At 47.6% G+C, this 13,443-nt stretch carries 24 protein-coding genes; all 24 read left to right on the top strand.

All coding sequences use genetic code 11. The features are described 5' to 3' along the window. Positions 1–59 precede the first annotated feature (59 nt). Entirely contained in the window at positions 60–971 is a 912-nt protein-coding gene (locus DX130_RS25795; RefSeq protein ID WP_116050251.1) for an ABC transporter permease, read from the top strand. Beyond that, positions 971–1,765 (top strand): ABC transporter ATP-binding protein, encoded by a 795-nt coding sequence (locus DX130_RS25790; protein WP_116050249.1) that lies wholly within the window; start codon positions 971–973, stop codon positions 1,763–1,765. The genes DX130_RS25795 and DX130_RS25790 overlap by 1 nt, the downstream gene beginning before the upstream one ends. A 1,007-nt stretch (positions 1,766–2,772) precedes the next feature. Continuing rightward, entirely contained in the window at positions 2,773–3,081 is a 309-nt protein-coding gene (gene rpsJ, locus DX130_RS25785) for a 30S ribosomal protein S10 (protein ID WP_005544556.1), read from the top strand. A 39-nt stretch (positions 3,082–3,120) separates the two neighbouring features. Then, on the top strand, positions 3,121–3,744 hold the full coding sequence (gene rplC / locus DX130_RS25780; RefSeq protein ID WP_116050247.1) for a 50S ribosomal protein L3: 624 nt from the start codon (positions 3,121–3,123) through the stop codon (positions 3,742–3,744). A gap of 28 nt (positions 3,745–3,772) precedes the next feature. Beyond that, positions 3,773–4,396 (top strand): 50S ribosomal protein L4, encoded by a 624-nt coding sequence (gene rplD / locus DX130_RS25775; RefSeq protein ID WP_116050246.1) that lies wholly within the window; start codon positions 3,773–3,775, stop codon positions 4,394–4,396. Beyond that, positions 4,396–4,689 carry a 50S ribosomal protein L23 gene (rplW, locus tag DX130_RS25770; protein ID WP_116050244.1) on the top strand — a complete coding sequence of 98 codons (294 nt, stop codon included), beginning with the start codon at positions 4,396–4,398 and terminating at the stop codon, positions 4,687–4,689. The genes rplD and rplW overlap by 1 nt, the downstream gene beginning before the upstream one ends. Positions 4,690–4,706: 17 nt before the next feature. Next, a complete protein-coding gene (gene rplB, locus DX130_RS25765; protein WP_116050243.1) occupies positions 4,707–5,537 on the top strand; it encodes a 50S ribosomal protein L2 in 831 nt (276 codons plus the stop codon). A gap of 67 nt (positions 5,538–5,604) precedes the next feature. Further along, on the top strand, positions 5,605–5,886 hold the full coding sequence (rpsS, locus tag DX130_RS25760) for a 30S ribosomal protein S19 (protein WP_068679361.1): 282 nt from the start codon (positions 5,605–5,607) through the stop codon (positions 5,884–5,886). A gap of 43 nt (positions 5,887–5,929) precedes the next feature. Next, a complete protein-coding gene (rplV, locus tag DX130_RS25755; protein ID WP_116050241.1) occupies positions 5,930–6,265 on the top strand; it encodes a 50S ribosomal protein L22 in 336 nt (111 codons plus the stop codon). Between the two features lie 13 nt (positions 6,266–6,278). Continuing rightward, positions 6,279–6,941: a 30S ribosomal protein S3 gene (gene rpsC / locus DX130_RS25750; protein ID WP_068679357.1), complete on the top strand. Its 663-nt coding sequence runs from the start codon at positions 6,279–6,281 to the stop codon at positions 6,939–6,941. 2 nt (positions 6,942–6,943) lie between these two features. Beyond that, positions 6,944–7,378: a 50S ribosomal protein L16 gene (gene rplP, locus DX130_RS25745; protein WP_068679355.1), complete on the top strand. Its 435-nt coding sequence runs from the start codon at positions 6,944–6,946 to the stop codon at positions 7,376–7,378. Next, a complete protein-coding gene (gene rpmC / locus DX130_RS25740) occupies positions 7,368–7,568 on the top strand; it encodes a 50S ribosomal protein L29 (protein WP_116050239.1) in 201 nt (66 codons plus the stop codon). Before rplP ends, rpmC begins: the two co-directional genes overlap by 11 nt. A gap of 51 nt (positions 7,569–7,619) precedes the next feature. Next, the gene (gene rpsQ / locus DX130_RS25735; RefSeq protein ID WP_116050237.1) at positions 7,620–7,883 is read left to right on the top strand and encodes a 30S ribosomal protein S17; all 264 of its coding nucleotides are present in this window, start codon (positions 7,620–7,622) and stop codon (positions 7,881–7,883) included. Between the two features lie 49 nt (positions 7,884–7,932). After that, positions 7,933–8,301: a 50S ribosomal protein L14 gene (gene rplN, locus DX130_RS25730; protein ID WP_087570318.1), complete on the top strand. Its 369-nt coding sequence runs from the start codon at positions 7,933–7,935 to the stop codon at positions 8,299–8,301. Between the two features lie 51 nt (positions 8,302–8,352). Continuing rightward, positions 8,353–8,706 carry a 50S ribosomal protein L24 gene (gene rplX / locus DX130_RS25725; RefSeq protein WP_116050236.1) on the top strand — a complete coding sequence of 118 codons (354 nt, stop codon included), beginning with the start codon at positions 8,353–8,355 and terminating at the stop codon, positions 8,704–8,706. Positions 8,707–8,737: 31 nt separating this feature from the next. Next, on the top strand, positions 8,738–9,280 hold the full coding sequence (rplE, locus tag DX130_RS25720; RefSeq protein ID WP_116050235.1) for a 50S ribosomal protein L5: 543 nt from the start codon (positions 8,738–8,740) through the stop codon (positions 9,278–9,280). A 26-nt stretch (positions 9,281–9,306) separates the two neighbouring features. Next, positions 9,307–9,492 (top strand): type Z 30S ribosomal protein S14, encoded by a 186-nt coding sequence (locus tag DX130_RS25715; RefSeq protein ID WP_013312154.1) that lies wholly within the window; start codon positions 9,307–9,309, stop codon positions 9,490–9,492. A gap of 32 nt (positions 9,493–9,524) precedes the next feature. Further along, a complete protein-coding gene (rpsH, locus tag DX130_RS25710; protein ID WP_116050234.1) occupies positions 9,525–9,923 on the top strand; it encodes a 30S ribosomal protein S8 in 399 nt (132 codons plus the stop codon). Between the two features lie 31 nt (positions 9,924–9,954). Continuing rightward, positions 9,955–10,497, top strand: a complete 543-nt coding sequence (rplF, locus tag DX130_RS25705) for a 50S ribosomal protein L6 (protein ID WP_116050233.1) — start codon at positions 9,955–9,957, stop codon at positions 10,495–10,497. A gap of 60 nt (positions 10,498–10,557) precedes the next feature. Continuing rightward, the gene (rplR, locus tag DX130_RS25700; protein WP_116050232.1) at positions 10,558–10,926 is read left to right on the top strand and encodes a 50S ribosomal protein L18; all 369 of its coding nucleotides are present in this window, start codon (positions 10,558–10,560) and stop codon (positions 10,924–10,926) included. A 24-nt stretch (positions 10,927–10,950) separates the two neighbouring features. Continuing rightward, positions 10,951–11,448, top strand: coding sequence for a 30S ribosomal protein S5 (rpsE, locus tag DX130_RS25695; RefSeq protein ID WP_116050230.1), 498 nt, complete (start codon positions 10,951–10,953; stop codon positions 11,446–11,448). 13 nt (positions 11,449–11,461) lie between these two features. Beyond that, complete coding sequence (gene rpmD / locus DX130_RS25690) at positions 11,462–11,641, top strand: 50S ribosomal protein L30 (RefSeq protein ID WP_116050228.1); 180 nt, start codon at positions 11,462–11,464, stop codon at positions 11,639–11,641. 55 nt (positions 11,642–11,696) lie between these two features. Next, positions 11,697–12,137, top strand: coding sequence for a 50S ribosomal protein L15 (gene rplO, locus DX130_RS25685; RefSeq protein ID WP_116050227.1), 441 nt, complete (start codon positions 11,697–11,699; stop codon positions 12,135–12,137). Beyond that, complete coding sequence (secY, locus tag DX130_RS25680; RefSeq protein ID WP_116050225.1) at positions 12,138–13,439, top strand: preprotein translocase subunit SecY; 1,302 nt, start codon at positions 12,138–12,140, stop codon at positions 13,437–13,439. The last annotated feature ends 4 nt before the right edge of the window (positions 13,440–13,443 follow it).

Below are 13,443 nucleotides of genomic sequence, written 5' to 3'. Positions count from 1 at the left end.
GATCGGACTACTGATTCACCCCATTGTTATTACTTATAGGAGAGGAGGGCGCATCATCCATGTTCGTTTCTTTACAAGGCGCTATTGAAAGCGGATTGCTGTATGCGCTTATGGCACTAGGTGTCTATATTACATTCCGGATTCTTGACTTTCCTGATCTTACGGTAGATGGAAGTTTTACAACCGGAGCCGCCATTGGCACTGTGATGACCATTGCAGGAACGCCTCCATGGTTGGCGGTGATTTGCGCATTTATGGGAGGGGCGCTTGCAGGAACGCTAACGGGATTGCTTCATACAAAAGGAAAGATTAATGGACTGTTATCTGGCATTATTATGATGATTGCTTTATATTCCATTAACCTTCGTATATTAGGCAAACCTAACGTATCGCTACGTGGAGAGCCTAATTTTTTTGATGGAGTAACCGTGCTTTCTATAGGTCTCTTTCTAGCTATAGTGGCAAAGGTAGGATTAGATTTGTTCTTTAAGACAAATACGGGTCTCAGCTTGCGCGCCACCGGCGACAACAGCCGAATGATCCGCAGCTTTGGCGCAAATACGGATATTACGATTATTATGGGCGTAGCATTGTCCAACGCTTTGGTAGCTTGTTCGGGCGCATTAATTGCGCATTCGCAAAATGCTGCTAACAACTCGATGGGTATTGGTATGATCGTAATCGGTTTGGCATCCGTCATTATAGGTGAGGCCATCTTCGGGGCCAAAACCATTTTCAGGGCAACTCTGGCTGTTGTGTTAGGCGCAATTGTTTACCGTATTATTTATGCATTGGCGCTGCGCGTGGAATGGCTGGATGCTCAGGACATGAAACTGATAACAGCAGTCATTATTGTTTGCGCACTTGTTATCCCTTCAGTACGCAGAGCAATCAAGTCAAAATCCACTGCTAAGAAGCGAACAGAGGAAGTGTTGGCTTCTATGGAGCAGACAAGTGGGGGTGAACGCTGATGCTTATGGTTCAAGGAGTATCCAAGCTGTTCAATCCGGGTACCGTTGACGAAAAAATAGCTTTGTTAAATGCCAACCTTCATCTGAAACAGGGTGATTTCGTCACAGTCATTGGGAGTAACGGTGCCGGGAAATCGACACTGATGAACATTATATCGGGTGTGATGAAGCCTGATGCCGGACATATTTATATCAAAGATACTGAAGTGAGTCAGTTATCTGAATATCATCGAAGCAGATGGATAGGCCGTGTTTTCCAAGACCCTATGGCTGGAACCGCCCCGCGTATGACGATTGAAGAAAATCTGGCTATTGCATACAAGCGAGGCAAGGCGCGTGGGCTAACCTTTGGTGTTACAGGAAGGACTCGCAAAATTTTCCGTGAAGAACTCAGCCGTCTTGGTATTGGTTTGGAGAATCGGATCACGGCAAAGGTAGGGCTGCTGTCCGGCGGCGAACGACAAGCGCTCAGCTTGCTGATGGCGACGTTCACACGCCCGCAGATCCTTTTGCTCGACGAGCATACTGCTGCGCTTGATCCGGCTCGTGCAGAGCTTGTCACGACACTGACGGAGAAAATCGTTCGTGAGCTGAATCTGACAACGTTAATGGTCACGCACAATATGGAGCAGGCTATACGTCTCGGCAATAGACTTATCATGATGGATAAGGGCAAAATTATTCTTCAGGTAGACGAAGAACAGAAGAAGGGACTTACTGTCGGGCAGTTGCTCGGCGAGTTCGAAAGAATTAGCGGCAAGAAGATGGCTGACGATCGGGTCGTGCTTGGTTAGTCTAACGAGTGAGTCTGATTAGTAACTATTCTGTTAGGAGTAAAGCAGCGGTGTGATGCCGCTGCTTTTTTCGTTACACTATTTATATAGAAGAAACTCGTTTAAGGAGCTGTTGCAGCTAAGCACTCAAGCACATATATAATCTTTCGGAAATGAATGCGATGACAGATTCCAAGTCGGCTATATCGACCTAATGAGAGTGAGTGCAATCAGCATAAAGCTGAAAGTCGTTAAGATCGACCTAAACGTATACGGACGAGCAAAATGCGCATTTAAGTCGGCTATACCGATCTAAAGGGGAAAACTCGTGCAGAATAGAGATTTAGGTCGATCATACCGACCTAAACGTATACGGACGAGCGAAATACGCATTTAAGTCGGTTATACCGACCTAAAGGGGGAAATTCGTGCAGAATAGAGATTTAGGTCGATTATACCGACCTAAACGTATACGGACGAGCGAAATACGCATTTAAGTCGATTATACCGACCTAAACGTATACGGACGAGCGAAATACGCATTTAAGTCGGTTATACCGACCTAAAGGGGGAAATTCGTGCAGAATAGAGATTTAGGTCGATCATACCGACCTAAACATATACGGACGAGCAAAATGCGCCTTTAAGTCGGCTATACAGACCTAAATACCGTATATGTGTTCAGCACGAGATTTTTAGTCGTTTAGGTCGGCCTAAAATAAAAGTTATGTGCTTAGTACGGGAAGACGTTACAGTTGGGTTGCTCCGCCATCATTTTCAGGCCCAATATTCGCTTACTCAAAAGCCCATAACGACGCGGTTTCCCGCGTGAATAACAATTATTCAGAAAGAAGGAAGTTTTAGTTGCAAATGCCCGCCCAATCCGATATAATATTGACTGTTGGTCTGACGTTGCGTTGATGTGAGAGGTTGCCGACACACCCGGCTCCTTTGCCATGGAGCTTGTGAAGGGTTTTCTCACGGAGTATGTCCGATTAAAAAATTGGGCGATAGAAGGAGGGACTTATATGGCAAAGCAAAAGATTCGTATCCGCTTGAAAGCATACGATCACAGAATTCTTGACCAATCCGCTGAGAAAATCGTGGAAACTGCAAAACGTTCCGGTGCAGGCGTATCCGGGCCGATTCCGTTGCCAACGGAAAAGCAAATCATCACTATTCTCCGTGCGGTGCACAAGTACAAGGATTCCCGTGAGCAATTCGAAATGCGCACACACAAGCGCTTGATCGATATTGTGAATCCTACGCCGCAAACGGTTGATGCGTTGATGCGTCTGGATCTGCCATCCGGTGTAGATATCGAAATCAAACTGTAAACCGTATATACGATCATAGAGAGGAAATGAGGTGTCAACATGAAAGGTATCTTAGGGAAAAAACTTGGAATGACTCAAGTATTTACTCCTGAAGGCAACGTAATTCCAGTAACGGTTATCGAAGCTGGTCCTAACGTGGTTCTTCAGAAGAAAAACGTAGAAACTGACGGCTACGAAGCTGTTCAACTTGGTTTCTCCGATAAGAAAGAGAAGAGATCGAACAAGCCAGAGATCGGCCACGCTAAGAAAGCTGGCGCGACTCCTAAGCGCTACGTTCGTGAAATTCGCGGGATTAACCTTGGTGAGTATGAAGTTGGCCAGGAAGTGAAAGCTGACTTGTTCGCAGAGGGCGAATTCGTTGACGTAACAGGTATTTCGAAAGGTAAAGGCTTTGCCGGCGTTATCAAACGTTGGGGACAAAGCACTGGACCAATGTCTCACGGTTCCCGCTATCACCGCGGACCAGGTTCCATGGGTTCCATTCAAGCGAACCGCGTACCGAAAGGCAAACGCCTTCCAGGTCACATGGGCAACGAGACAATCACGATTCAAAAACTCGAAGTTATCCGTATCGACACAGAACGCAACGTGATTCTGGTCAAAGGCTCCATACCGGGTCCTAAAAACGGCTTCGTTAAAGTAAAACAAACGGTTAAGAACTAATCGCTCTTGAGGAAAGGAGGAACACGAAATGCCTAAAGTAACAGTATTTAATGTGAGCGGTTCGCAAGTAGGCGAATTGGAACTGGCAGATAGCGTATTCGGTATCGAGCCTAACACTCATGTTATGCATAGCGCTGTCGTTCTGCAGCAAGCTGCAGAGCGTCAAGGAACGCACAAAACGAAAGGTCGCTCCGAAGTACGCGGCGGCGGTCGTAAGCCTTGGAAACAAAAAGGCACAGGCCGCGCACGTCAAGGTAGCATTCGCTCCCCGCAATGGGTTGGCGGCGGTACTGTCTTCGGTCCAACGCCACGCACATACGGATTCAAATTGCCTAAGAAGGTTCGCCGTCTGGCTATCAAATCCGCTTTGTCTTCCAAAGTGATCGCTGAGAGCATCATTGTTCTGGATCAACTGACATTCGCGGCTCCTAAGACGAAAGAATTCGCAGGCATCCTTAACAACCTGAAAGTGGACCGCAAGGCACTGGTTGTTACGGCTAACTACGAAGATAACGTAGCATTGTCCGCTCGCAACATCCCTGGCGTGAAGTTCGTCGCAGCTGACGGCATCAATGTTCGTGATGTGCTTGTGTACGACAAGCTGATTATCACTAAAGAAGCAGTAGAGAAAGTACAGGAGGTGCTTGCGTAATGAAAAATCCACGCGATATTATCAAGCGCCCGGTTATTACGGAACGTACGAGCGATTACATGGCTGTCAAACGTTATGTGTTTGAAGTAGATCTTCGCGCGAACAAAACCGAAATCAAACAAGCTATTGAACAAATCTTTAACGTAAAAGTAACCGGCGTTAACACAATGCGTGTTGCAGGTAAACCTAAACGTTATGGCAAACATAGCGGTTACAGACCTGACTGGAAGAAAGCAATCGTTCAATTGAGCGATGACAGCAAAGAACTTGAGTTCTTTGAAACGTCTGTTTAGAAAAGGAGGGAATACAAGTGCCAATCAAAAAGTACAAACCGACATCTCCTGCACGTCGTAACATGTCCGTATCTACTTTCGAAGAGATTACGACAAGCACACCGGAGAAATCGTTGCTGGCTCCGCTTTTCAAAAAAGCAGGCCGTAACAACCAAGGTAAAATTACGGTTCGTCACCATGGCGGCGGACATAAACGTAAATATCGTATCATCGATTTCAAACGTACGAAGGATGGCGTTGTGGGTAACGTTGCGACGATCGAATACGATCCGAACCGTACTTCCAACATCGCACTGATTCACTACGTTGACGGCGCGAAAGCTTACATCATCGCACCGAAAGGTCTTAAAGTAGGCGATCAAATCGTTTCCGGACCAGAGTCGGATATCAAAATCGGCAACACTTTGCCGCTTAAAAATATCCCAGTTGGTACAGTTATCCACAATATCGAGTTGAAACCGGGCAAGGGCGGCCAATTGGTTCGCGCAGCTGGTACAGAAGCTCAATTGCTGGGTAAAGAAACAGACTATGTATCGATCCGTCTTAGCTCTGGCGAAGTTCGTCGCATCCTGAACACTTGCCGTGCAACAATCGGTTCCGTTGGCAACGAAGATCACGAACTCGTGAAAATCGGTAAAGCTGGCCGTTCCCGCTGGCTCGGCAAACGTCCTGAAGTACGCGGCGTCGTAATGAACCCGAACGATCACCCACACGGTGGTGGTGAAGGCCGCGCTCCAATCGGACGCAAGTCGCCATTGTCCCCATGGGGCAAGCCGACTCTGGGCTACAAAACTCGCAAGAAAAAGAAAGCATCGAGCCAATACATTATTCGTCGTCGTACGAAGTAATAGTTGCTTGATTCAATCCGCGTGATGGAGCCATCACGCCAGTGCTTATGCGAAGGGAGGATTTTACATGGGTCGCAGTTTGAAGAAAGGTCCGTTCATCGACGGCTATCTGCTAAAGAAAGTCGAGGATCTGAACGAGACAAACAAAAAGGTCGTTATTAAGACTTGGTCCCGTCGCTCGACCATTTTCCCGCAATTTATCGGCCACACTTTTGCAGTCTATGATGGTCGCAAACACGTGCCGGTATATGTGACTGAGGATATGGTTGGACACAAGCTTGGCGAATTCGCGCCAACTCGTACGTACAAAGGCCATGCCAGCGATGACAAAAAAACGGGCAGACGTTAATTTGCCCTTTATCATTTTTCAATGAACGAGAGGAGGTTCCCACATGCCAGAAGCTAAAGCGCACGTTAAGTTCGTACGTATCGCTCCTCGCAAAGCGCAGCTCGTAGCGGACTTGATTCGCGGCAAGCAAGTAGGCGAGGCGATCGCGATTTTGCGTCACACGCCGAAATCGGCTTCCCCGATTATCGAGAAGCTGCTCAACTCCGCAATTGCGAACGCTGAGCATAACTACCAGCTAGACGTAAACAAATTGGTCGTGTCGCAAGTATTTGCGAACCAAGGGCCAACAATGAAACGTTTCCGTCCTCGTGCAATGGGACGTGCTAGCAGGATTAATAAAAGAACCAGCCACATCACCTTGGTGGTATCTGAAAAATAAGGAGGGATAACGTGTGGGTCAAAAGGTAAATCCAGTCGGCCTTCGTGTCGGGATTATCCGTGATTGGGAATCCAAATGGTACGCTGGCAAAGACTTTGGCGATCTTCTACTAGAAGACGTTAAAATTCGTGAGTACTTGAAAAACAAGCTGAAAGACGCTGCAGTTTCCCACATCGAAATCGAACGCGCGGCTAACCGCGTGAACGTGACGATCCAAACGGCTAAGCCGGGTATGGTTATCGGCAAGGGCGGTTCCGAAGTAGAAAACTTGCGTACGGAGCTTGGCAAGATCACTAAAGGCAAAAAAGTTCACATCAACATCTCTGAAATCAAACAAGCTGATCTGGATGCTATCTTGGTAGCTGAAAGCATCGCTCAACAATTAGAGCGTCGGGTATCTTTCCGTCGCGCATTGAAACAAGCGATCCAACGCTCCATGAGAGCAGGCGCTAAAGGGATTAAAACAGCGGTTAGCGGACGCCTTGGCGGCGCTGAAATCGCACGTTCGGAAGGCTACAGCGAAGGAACGGTTCCGCTTCATACGCTGCGCGCAGACATTGACTACGGCACAGCAGAAGCACATACAACTTACGGCCGCATCGGCGTAAAAGTATGGATCTATCGCGGTGAAGTCCTTCCTACGAAGAAGAAAGCTCCCCAGGAAGGAGGCAACTAATCATGTTGGTACCTAAACGCGTAAAACACCGTAAGCAACAACGCGGTAACATGAAAGGCCGCGCTAAAGGCGGCACTACAGTAGCATTTGGTGAGTACGGCCTTCAGGCGCTTGAGCCATCTTGGATTACGAACCGTCAGATCGAAGCGGCTCGTATCGCGATGACACGTTACATCAAGCGTGGCGGTAAAGTATGGATTAAAATTTTCCCTGACAAACCGATCACTCAAAAGCCTCTCGAGGTACGTATGGGTAGCGGTAAAGGTAATGTTGAGAAATGGGTAGCCGTTGTTAAACCGGGCAAAATCATGTTCGAGCTTGCTGGCGTACCTGAAGAAGTAGCTCGTGAAGCAATGCGCCTTGCGGCTCACAAACTACCTGTAAAAACGAAGTTCGTGAAACGCGAAGAAGTGGGTGGTGAAGCAAATGAAGGCTAGTGAATTTCGTAACCTTACCTCTGTTGAAATTGAACAACAGGTCGCTGGTTTCAAAGAAGAACTGTTTAACCTTCGTTTCCAATTGGCTACTGGCCAACTGGACAACCCGACTCGGATTCGTGACGTGCGTAAGGAAATAGCTCGTGCTAAAACCGTTTTGCGTGAGAGAGAACTCGGAATCAGCAGCTAATAGATCCTTACCAAGACAAGTACGATCACGGATGAAGGAAGGAGGAAGAACATGAGCGAACGCAATGCCCGCAAAGTTCAAATCGGCAAAGTCGTAAGCGACAAAATGGATAAAACAATCGTGGTGGCTGTAGAAACCTACAAAAAACATGATTTGTACCATAAACGCATCAAGTACACGAAAAAGTACAAAGCGCATGACGAAAACAACCAAGCGAAAATTGGCGATACCGTAAGAATCATGGAGACTCGTCCACTATCGAAAGACAAGCGCTTCAGACTGGTAGAAATCGTTGAAGTAGCTATCGTTCTCTAAATAGCGCAATCAGTACCCTAGCATTTTTTCCGAAAGGAGGACGCCAAAAATGATTCAACCATTTACACGTTTAAGAGTTGCCGACAACTCTGGCGCTAAAGAATTGATGTGTATCCGCGTTTTGGGCGGCACAGGCCGTCGCGTAGGTCACATTGGCGATTTGATCGTTTGCTCCGTCAAACAAGCAACACCAGGCGGCGTTGTCAAAAAGGGTGACGTAGTTAAGGCGGTTATCGTTCGTACGAAACGTTCCGTTCGTCGTAAAGACGGTTCCTACATCGCATTCGACGAGAATGCTGCTGTAATCGTTAAGGAAGATAAGAGCCCACGCGGCACACGTATCTTTGGACCAGTTGCTCGTGAGCTTCGCGATAAGGATTTCATGAAAATCGTATCGCTTGCACCAGAAGTAATTTAATGATCAACCAGATAAAACCTGAAAGCTTAAGCGAGCAGGAGGTGTAACAAAATGCCAAGGCTGAAAAAAGTATTGGAATCCCACAATAACAAGCTGCACGTTAAAAAAGATGACACGGTTATCGTCATTACCGGTAAAGACAAAGGTAAGAAGGGCCGCGTCATCGCAGCTTATCCGCGTGAGAACCGCGTACTTGTAGAAGGTGTGAACATGGTGAAGAAGCATTCGCGTCCTTCCCAAGCGAACCCGCAAGGCGGTATCATCGAGCAAGAAGCTGCGATTCATGTGTCGAACGTCATGCACATTGATCCTAAGAGCGGCGGGGTAACTCGCATCGGATACAAAGTGCAGGATAACGGCAAAAAAGTACGGATTGCTAAGAAATCCGGAGCAGTGATCGACTAATCGTTAATGTAGGAAAGGAGGTCCATGATCAATGACAGCAAGATTGAAAGGTCGCTTTCTTAATGAAATCACTCCTGCTTTGATGCAGAAGTTCAACTATACTTCGGTTATGCAAGTGCCGAAAATTGAGAAAGTCGTAATCAACATGGGTGTTGGCGAAGCGGTTTCCAACTCCAAAATTCTTGATGTAGCAGTTGAAGAATTGCGCATCATTTCCGGTCAAAAGCCGGTTGTCACTCGTGCTAAAAAGTCTATTGCAGGCTTTAAGCTTCGTGAGGACATGCCAATCGGGGTTAAGGTTACGCTGCGCGGCGAGCGCATGTATCACTTCCTTGATAAACTGTTCAACATTTCGCTTCCACGCGTACGTGACTTCCGCGGTGTATCAACCAAAGCATTCGACGGTCGCGGTAACTACACGCTGGGCCTTAAAGAACAGCTGATCTTCCCAGAGATCGAGTACGATAAAGTTGATAAAGTACGTGGTATGGATATCGTCATCGTAACGACGGCGAAATCGGACGAAGAATCTCGTGAGCTGCTGACCCAAATGGGCATGCCGTTCGCGAAGTAATCCACTTTTAGGAGGTGTAATACCCAGTGGCAAAAACTTCGATGAAAGTGAAGCAACAACGCACACCGAAATTCAAAGTGCGCGCTTATACGCGCTGTGAGCGTTGCGGCCGTCCGCACTCTGTTTTGCAAAAGTTTAAAATTTGCCGGATTTGTTTCCGCGAATTAGCATACAAGGGCCAGATTCCTGGCGTTAAAAAAGCAAGCTGGTAATCAAGCCTAGTTCGGGAAGGAGGTTCACATAAATGGTTATGTCTGATCCGATTGCAGATATGTTGACACGTGTTCGTAACGCGAATCTCGTTCGTCACGAGACTGTGGAAATGCCTGCTTCGAAAGTGAAGAAGCAAATCGCTGAAATTTTGAAGCGCGAGGGCTTTATCCGCGACGCAGAATATATCGAGGACAACAAACAAGGGATTATCCGTATTTTCTTGAAATACGGCCCTAACCAAGAGCGCGTTATCACTGGTTTGAAGCGTATCTCGAAACCAGGCCTGCGTGTTTACACGCAAGCAACTGAGATTCCTCGCGTGCTTGGCGGACTTGGAATAGCGATCATTTCCACGTCCAAAGGCGTAATGACAGATAAAGAAGCTCGCCAAGTTAAATCTGGCGGCGAAGTTGTCTGCTACGTTTGGTAAGAAATAAGTCAGAAAGACAGGAGGTGTAACAATGTCCCGTATTGGTCGTAAACCAATTGCAGTCCCTGCTGGTGTAAGCATCAACTTGGACAACACAGTGATTACTGTAAAAGGACCTAAAGGCACGCTTTCCCGTGAAATTCATAAGGAAATGAAAGTGAATGTAACGGAGAACGAAATCGTGGTTGAACGTCCTTCCGACAATAAATTGCATCGTTCCCTGCACGGAACGACTCGCAGCATTATCGCAAACATGGTGACAGGCGTTACAGACGGCTTCTCGAGAAATCTTGAGCTGGTAGGCGTAGGTTACCGTGCAAGCAAATCTGGCGACAAAATCGTGTTGAACGTTGGTTACTCTCACCCGGTTGAGATTGCTCCCGAGAGCAACATCGAGTTTGAGGTTCCAGTTAACACGAAAATTACCGTTCGCGGTATCGACAAAGAGCGCGTAGGCGCTGTTGCCGCTCAAATCCGTGCCGTACGCGAGCCTGAGCCGTATAAAGGCAAAGGTATCAAATACGAAGGCGAGCGCATCATCCGCAAAGAAGGTAAAGCTGGTAAGAAGAAATAAGGAACGTGAAACGTTCCTTAAGATAGCTTCCTAAGGCAAAAGGAAAGGAGTGAACCAAGCATGATTACGAAAGGCGACAAAAACAAGGCTCGTCTGAAAAGACACCTTCGTGTTCGTAAGAAAATCAACGGTACAGCAGCACGTCCGCGTCTGTCTGTATTCCGTTCCTCCAAGCACATTTACGCACAATTGATCGACGACGTAGCAGGTGTAACACTGGCTTCCGCATCCACTAAGGATAAAGAACTAGTTGAAGCGATTGGAAACGGCGGCAACGTTGATTCCGCTGCGAAAGTTGGCGAGTTGATCGCACAACGCGCTCAAGCAAAAGGCGTAACTGTGGTCGTATTCGACCGCGGTGGTTATCTGTATCACGGCAGAATTCAGGCGCTGGCAACAGCAGCTCGCGAAGCAGGCCTGAGTTTCTAATATCTAATAAGGAGGTAAAATGACTTGCGTGTAGATCCTAATACGTTAGAACTGACTGAAAAAGTCGTTCATATCAACCGCGTAGCAAAAGTTGTTAAAGGCGGACGCCGCTTCAGCTTCAGTGCGCTTGTAGTAGTTGGCGACGGTAAAGGCTACGTTGGCGCAGGGATCGGTAAAGCGGGCGAAGTACCTGATGCGATTCGCAAAGGTATTGAAGACGCTAAGAAAAACCTGATCCATGTACCACTCGTAAACACAACAATTCCTCACCTTGTAATCGGAAGTTTCTGTGCAGGAGAAGTTCTTCTGAAGCCAGCTTCCGAGGGTACAGGTGTTATCGCAGGCGGCCCGGTTCGTGCAGTTCTTGAACTTGCAGGCGTAGGCGACATTTTAACGAAATCTCTTGGTTCTTCGAATTCCCTGAACATGGTAAACGCGACTCTTGAGGGTCTCTCCCGTCTGAAACGTGCGGAAGACGTTGCCAAGCTGCGTGGAAAAACAGTCGAAGAGCTGTTAGGTTAAGGAGGGGTATACGATGGCAAAATTGCAAATCACCCTCGTTCGCAGTTTGATTGGCCGCAACGAGAAACAACGTGCAACGGTTGAATCGCTCGGCCTTCGCAAAATTCGTCAATCGGTCGTTCTTAACGACAACCCGGCTATCCGCGGCATGGTTAACCATGTTAGCCACTTGGTCAAAGTGGAAGAAGTTTAATACCATTTACCGATAGCTCGGACATTTACGAAATCTACAAGGAGGTGCACGAACGATGAAATTGCATGACTTAGCACCAGCACCGGGCTCGACTCAAGCGCCTAAGCGCAAAGGTCGCGGTATCGGTACCGGTAACGGCAAGACGGCCGGCAGAGGTCACAAAGGTCAAAACGCTCGCTCCGGCGGCGGTGTTCGCCCAGGTTTTGAGGGCGGCCAGAACCCATTGTACCGCCGCGTTCCGAAGCGTGGCTTCAACAACCCTTTCCGTACCGAATATGCGATTGTCAACATTGAAGAGCTGAACAGCTTTGCAGCAGGTACTGAAGTTACACCAGAAGTTCTTCTTGAACAAGGTATTGTCAAAAATCCTTTGGCAGGAATCAAGATCTTGGGTAATGGTGAATTGAATGTAGCTCTTACTGTTAAGGCGAAAAAGTTCTCTCAATCTGCGGTAGAGAAAATCCAGGCTGCCGGCGGTAAAACCGAGGTGATCTAATTGTTCACAACCGTGTCCAACATATGGAAAGTGGCGGATCTGCGTACACGGATCCTATTCACGCTTTTCATCCTATTCATTTACCGGATCGGATCTTTTATTCCTGTACCGGGTGTTAACAAAGATGTCTTCAAGAACATGGATTCACAGGGCGCTGATTTGTTCGGTCTTCTGAACACCTTCTCCGGAGGAGCGCTCTTCCAGTTCTCCATCTTCGCGCTTTCCATTACACCATACATTACAGCTTCCATCATTGTGCAGCTGTTATCGATGGATGTAATTCCGAAGTTTGCAGAGTGGGCAAAAGAAGGCGAAAACGGTAAAAAGAAACTTGCTCAAATCACGCGTTACGGAACAATCATTCTCGGTCTGGTGCAAGGCTTCGCTACGGCGATTGGCTTTAACCGTCAGTTCGGCTTTGAGATGATTCCTGGCGCAACCTTCGTAGATTACCTGGTCATTGCTATCATCCTTACGGCGGGCGTTGCCTTCCTGATGTGGCTTGGCGAGCAAATCACGGAGAGAGGTATCGGCAACGGTATCTCGATTCTGATCTTCTCGGCGATTGTATCCGGCATTCCGGGTCACATTCGTACGATTTATGAAGATCAATTTGTTGGTGCTCAAGATCAGCTTTTCTTGAACATTGCTAAGGTAGTACTGATCCTAGTTGCGGTTATCGCAATTATCGTTGGTGTTATCTTCATCCAGCAAGGTATTCGGAAGATTCCGGTTCAATACGCGAAGCGTGTTGTTGGACGCAAAATGTACGGTGGACAATCGACTCACATTCCGATGAAGGTTAATGGCGCAGGGGTTATCCCGGTCATCTTCGCGGTTTCGTTGCTCATGTTCCCGACTACAATTGCGAACTTCTGGTCTGATAAGGCTTGGGCGCAATGGATTATCAACAATATGCAGCATGACCAAGCGCTTGGCATGGTCCTGTACGTATTGCTAATTATCGGTTTCACTTTCTTCTACACATTCGTGCAAATTAATCCGGTGCAAATGGCTGATCAGATGAAGAAGAACGGCGGTTACATTCCTGGCATTCGTCCGGGCAAGCCAACTTCGTCCTATCTGACTCGCGTATTGTCGCGGATCACCTTGACGGGTGCGATCTTCCTGGCGGTTATCTCCGTTTTCCCGGTGTTCTTCGGAGCATTGGCAGGATTACCGCGCTCGGTGCAGCTTGGTGGTACTTCGCTCCTCATCGTTGTCGGCGTTGCGCTTGATACGATGAAGCAGATCGAGGGCCAGTTGATCAAACGCCATTACAAAGGGTTTATCAATAAATAACATT

Source organism: Paenibacillus paeoniae (assembly GCF_003388735.1).
In the GTDB taxonomy this organism is placed as follows: Bacteria; Bacillota; Bacilli; order Paenibacillales; family Paenibacillaceae; genus Pristimantibacillus; species Pristimantibacillus paeoniae.
Note: the sequence above shows the minus strand (reverse complement) of the source record. Positions and strands in the feature narration are given on the sequence as shown.

Coding starts and splice junctions, on each gene's coding strand:
- DX130_RS25795 (WP_116050251.1), top strand. CDS start 60: ATGTTCGTTTCTTTACAAGGCGCTATTGAAAGCGGATTGCTGTATGCG.
- DX130_RS25790 (WP_116050249.1), top strand. CDS start 971: ATGCTTATGGTTCAAGGAGTATCCAAGCTGTTCAATCCGGGTACCGTT.
- rpsJ (WP_005544556.1), top strand. CDS start 2,773: ATGGCAAAGCAAAAGATTCGTATCCGCTTGAAAGCATACGATCACAGA.
- rplC (WP_116050247.1), top strand. CDS start 3,121: ATGAAAGGTATCTTAGGGAAAAAACTTGGAATGACTCAAGTATTTACT.
- rplD (WP_116050246.1), top strand. CDS start 3,773: ATGCCTAAAGTAACAGTATTTAATGTGAGCGGTTCGCAAGTAGGCGAA.
- rplW (WP_116050244.1), top strand. CDS start 4,396: ATGAAAAATCCACGCGATATTATCAAGCGCCCGGTTATTACGGAACGT.
- rpsS (WP_068679361.1), top strand. CDS start 5,605: ATGGGTCGCAGTTTGAAGAAAGGTCCGTTCATCGACGGCTATCTGCTA.
- rplV (WP_116050241.1), top strand. CDS start 5,930: ATGCCAGAAGCTAAAGCGCACGTTAAGTTCGTACGTATCGCTCCTCGC.
- rplP (WP_068679355.1), top strand. CDS start 6,944: ATGTTGGTACCTAAACGCGTAAAACACCGTAAGCAACAACGCGGTAAC.
- rpmC (WP_116050239.1), top strand. CDS start 7,368: ATGAAGGCTAGTGAATTTCGTAACCTTACCTCTGTTGAAATTGAACAA.
- rpsQ (WP_116050237.1), top strand. CDS start 7,620: ATGAGCGAACGCAATGCCCGCAAAGTTCAAATCGGCAAAGTCGTAAGC.
- rplN (WP_087570318.1), top strand. CDS start 7,933: ATGATTCAACCATTTACACGTTTAAGAGTTGCCGACAACTCTGGCGCT.
- rplX (WP_116050236.1), top strand. CDS start 8,353: ATGCCAAGGCTGAAAAAAGTATTGGAATCCCACAATAACAAGCTGCAC.
- rplE (WP_116050235.1), top strand. CDS start 8,738: ATGACAGCAAGATTGAAAGGTCGCTTTCTTAATGAAATCACTCCTGCT.
- rpsH (WP_116050234.1), top strand. CDS start 9,525: ATGGTTATGTCTGATCCGATTGCAGATATGTTGACACGTGTTCGTAAC.
- rplF (WP_116050233.1), top strand. CDS start 9,955: ATGTCCCGTATTGGTCGTAAACCAATTGCAGTCCCTGCTGGTGTAAGC.
- rplR (WP_116050232.1), top strand. CDS start 10,558: ATGATTACGAAAGGCGACAAAAACAAGGCTCGTCTGAAAAGACACCTT.
- rpmD (WP_116050228.1), top strand. CDS start 11,462: ATGGCAAAATTGCAAATCACCCTCGTTCGCAGTTTGATTGGCCGCAAC.
- rplO (WP_116050227.1), top strand. CDS start 11,697: ATGAAATTGCATGACTTAGCACCAGCACCGGGCTCGACTCAAGCGCCT.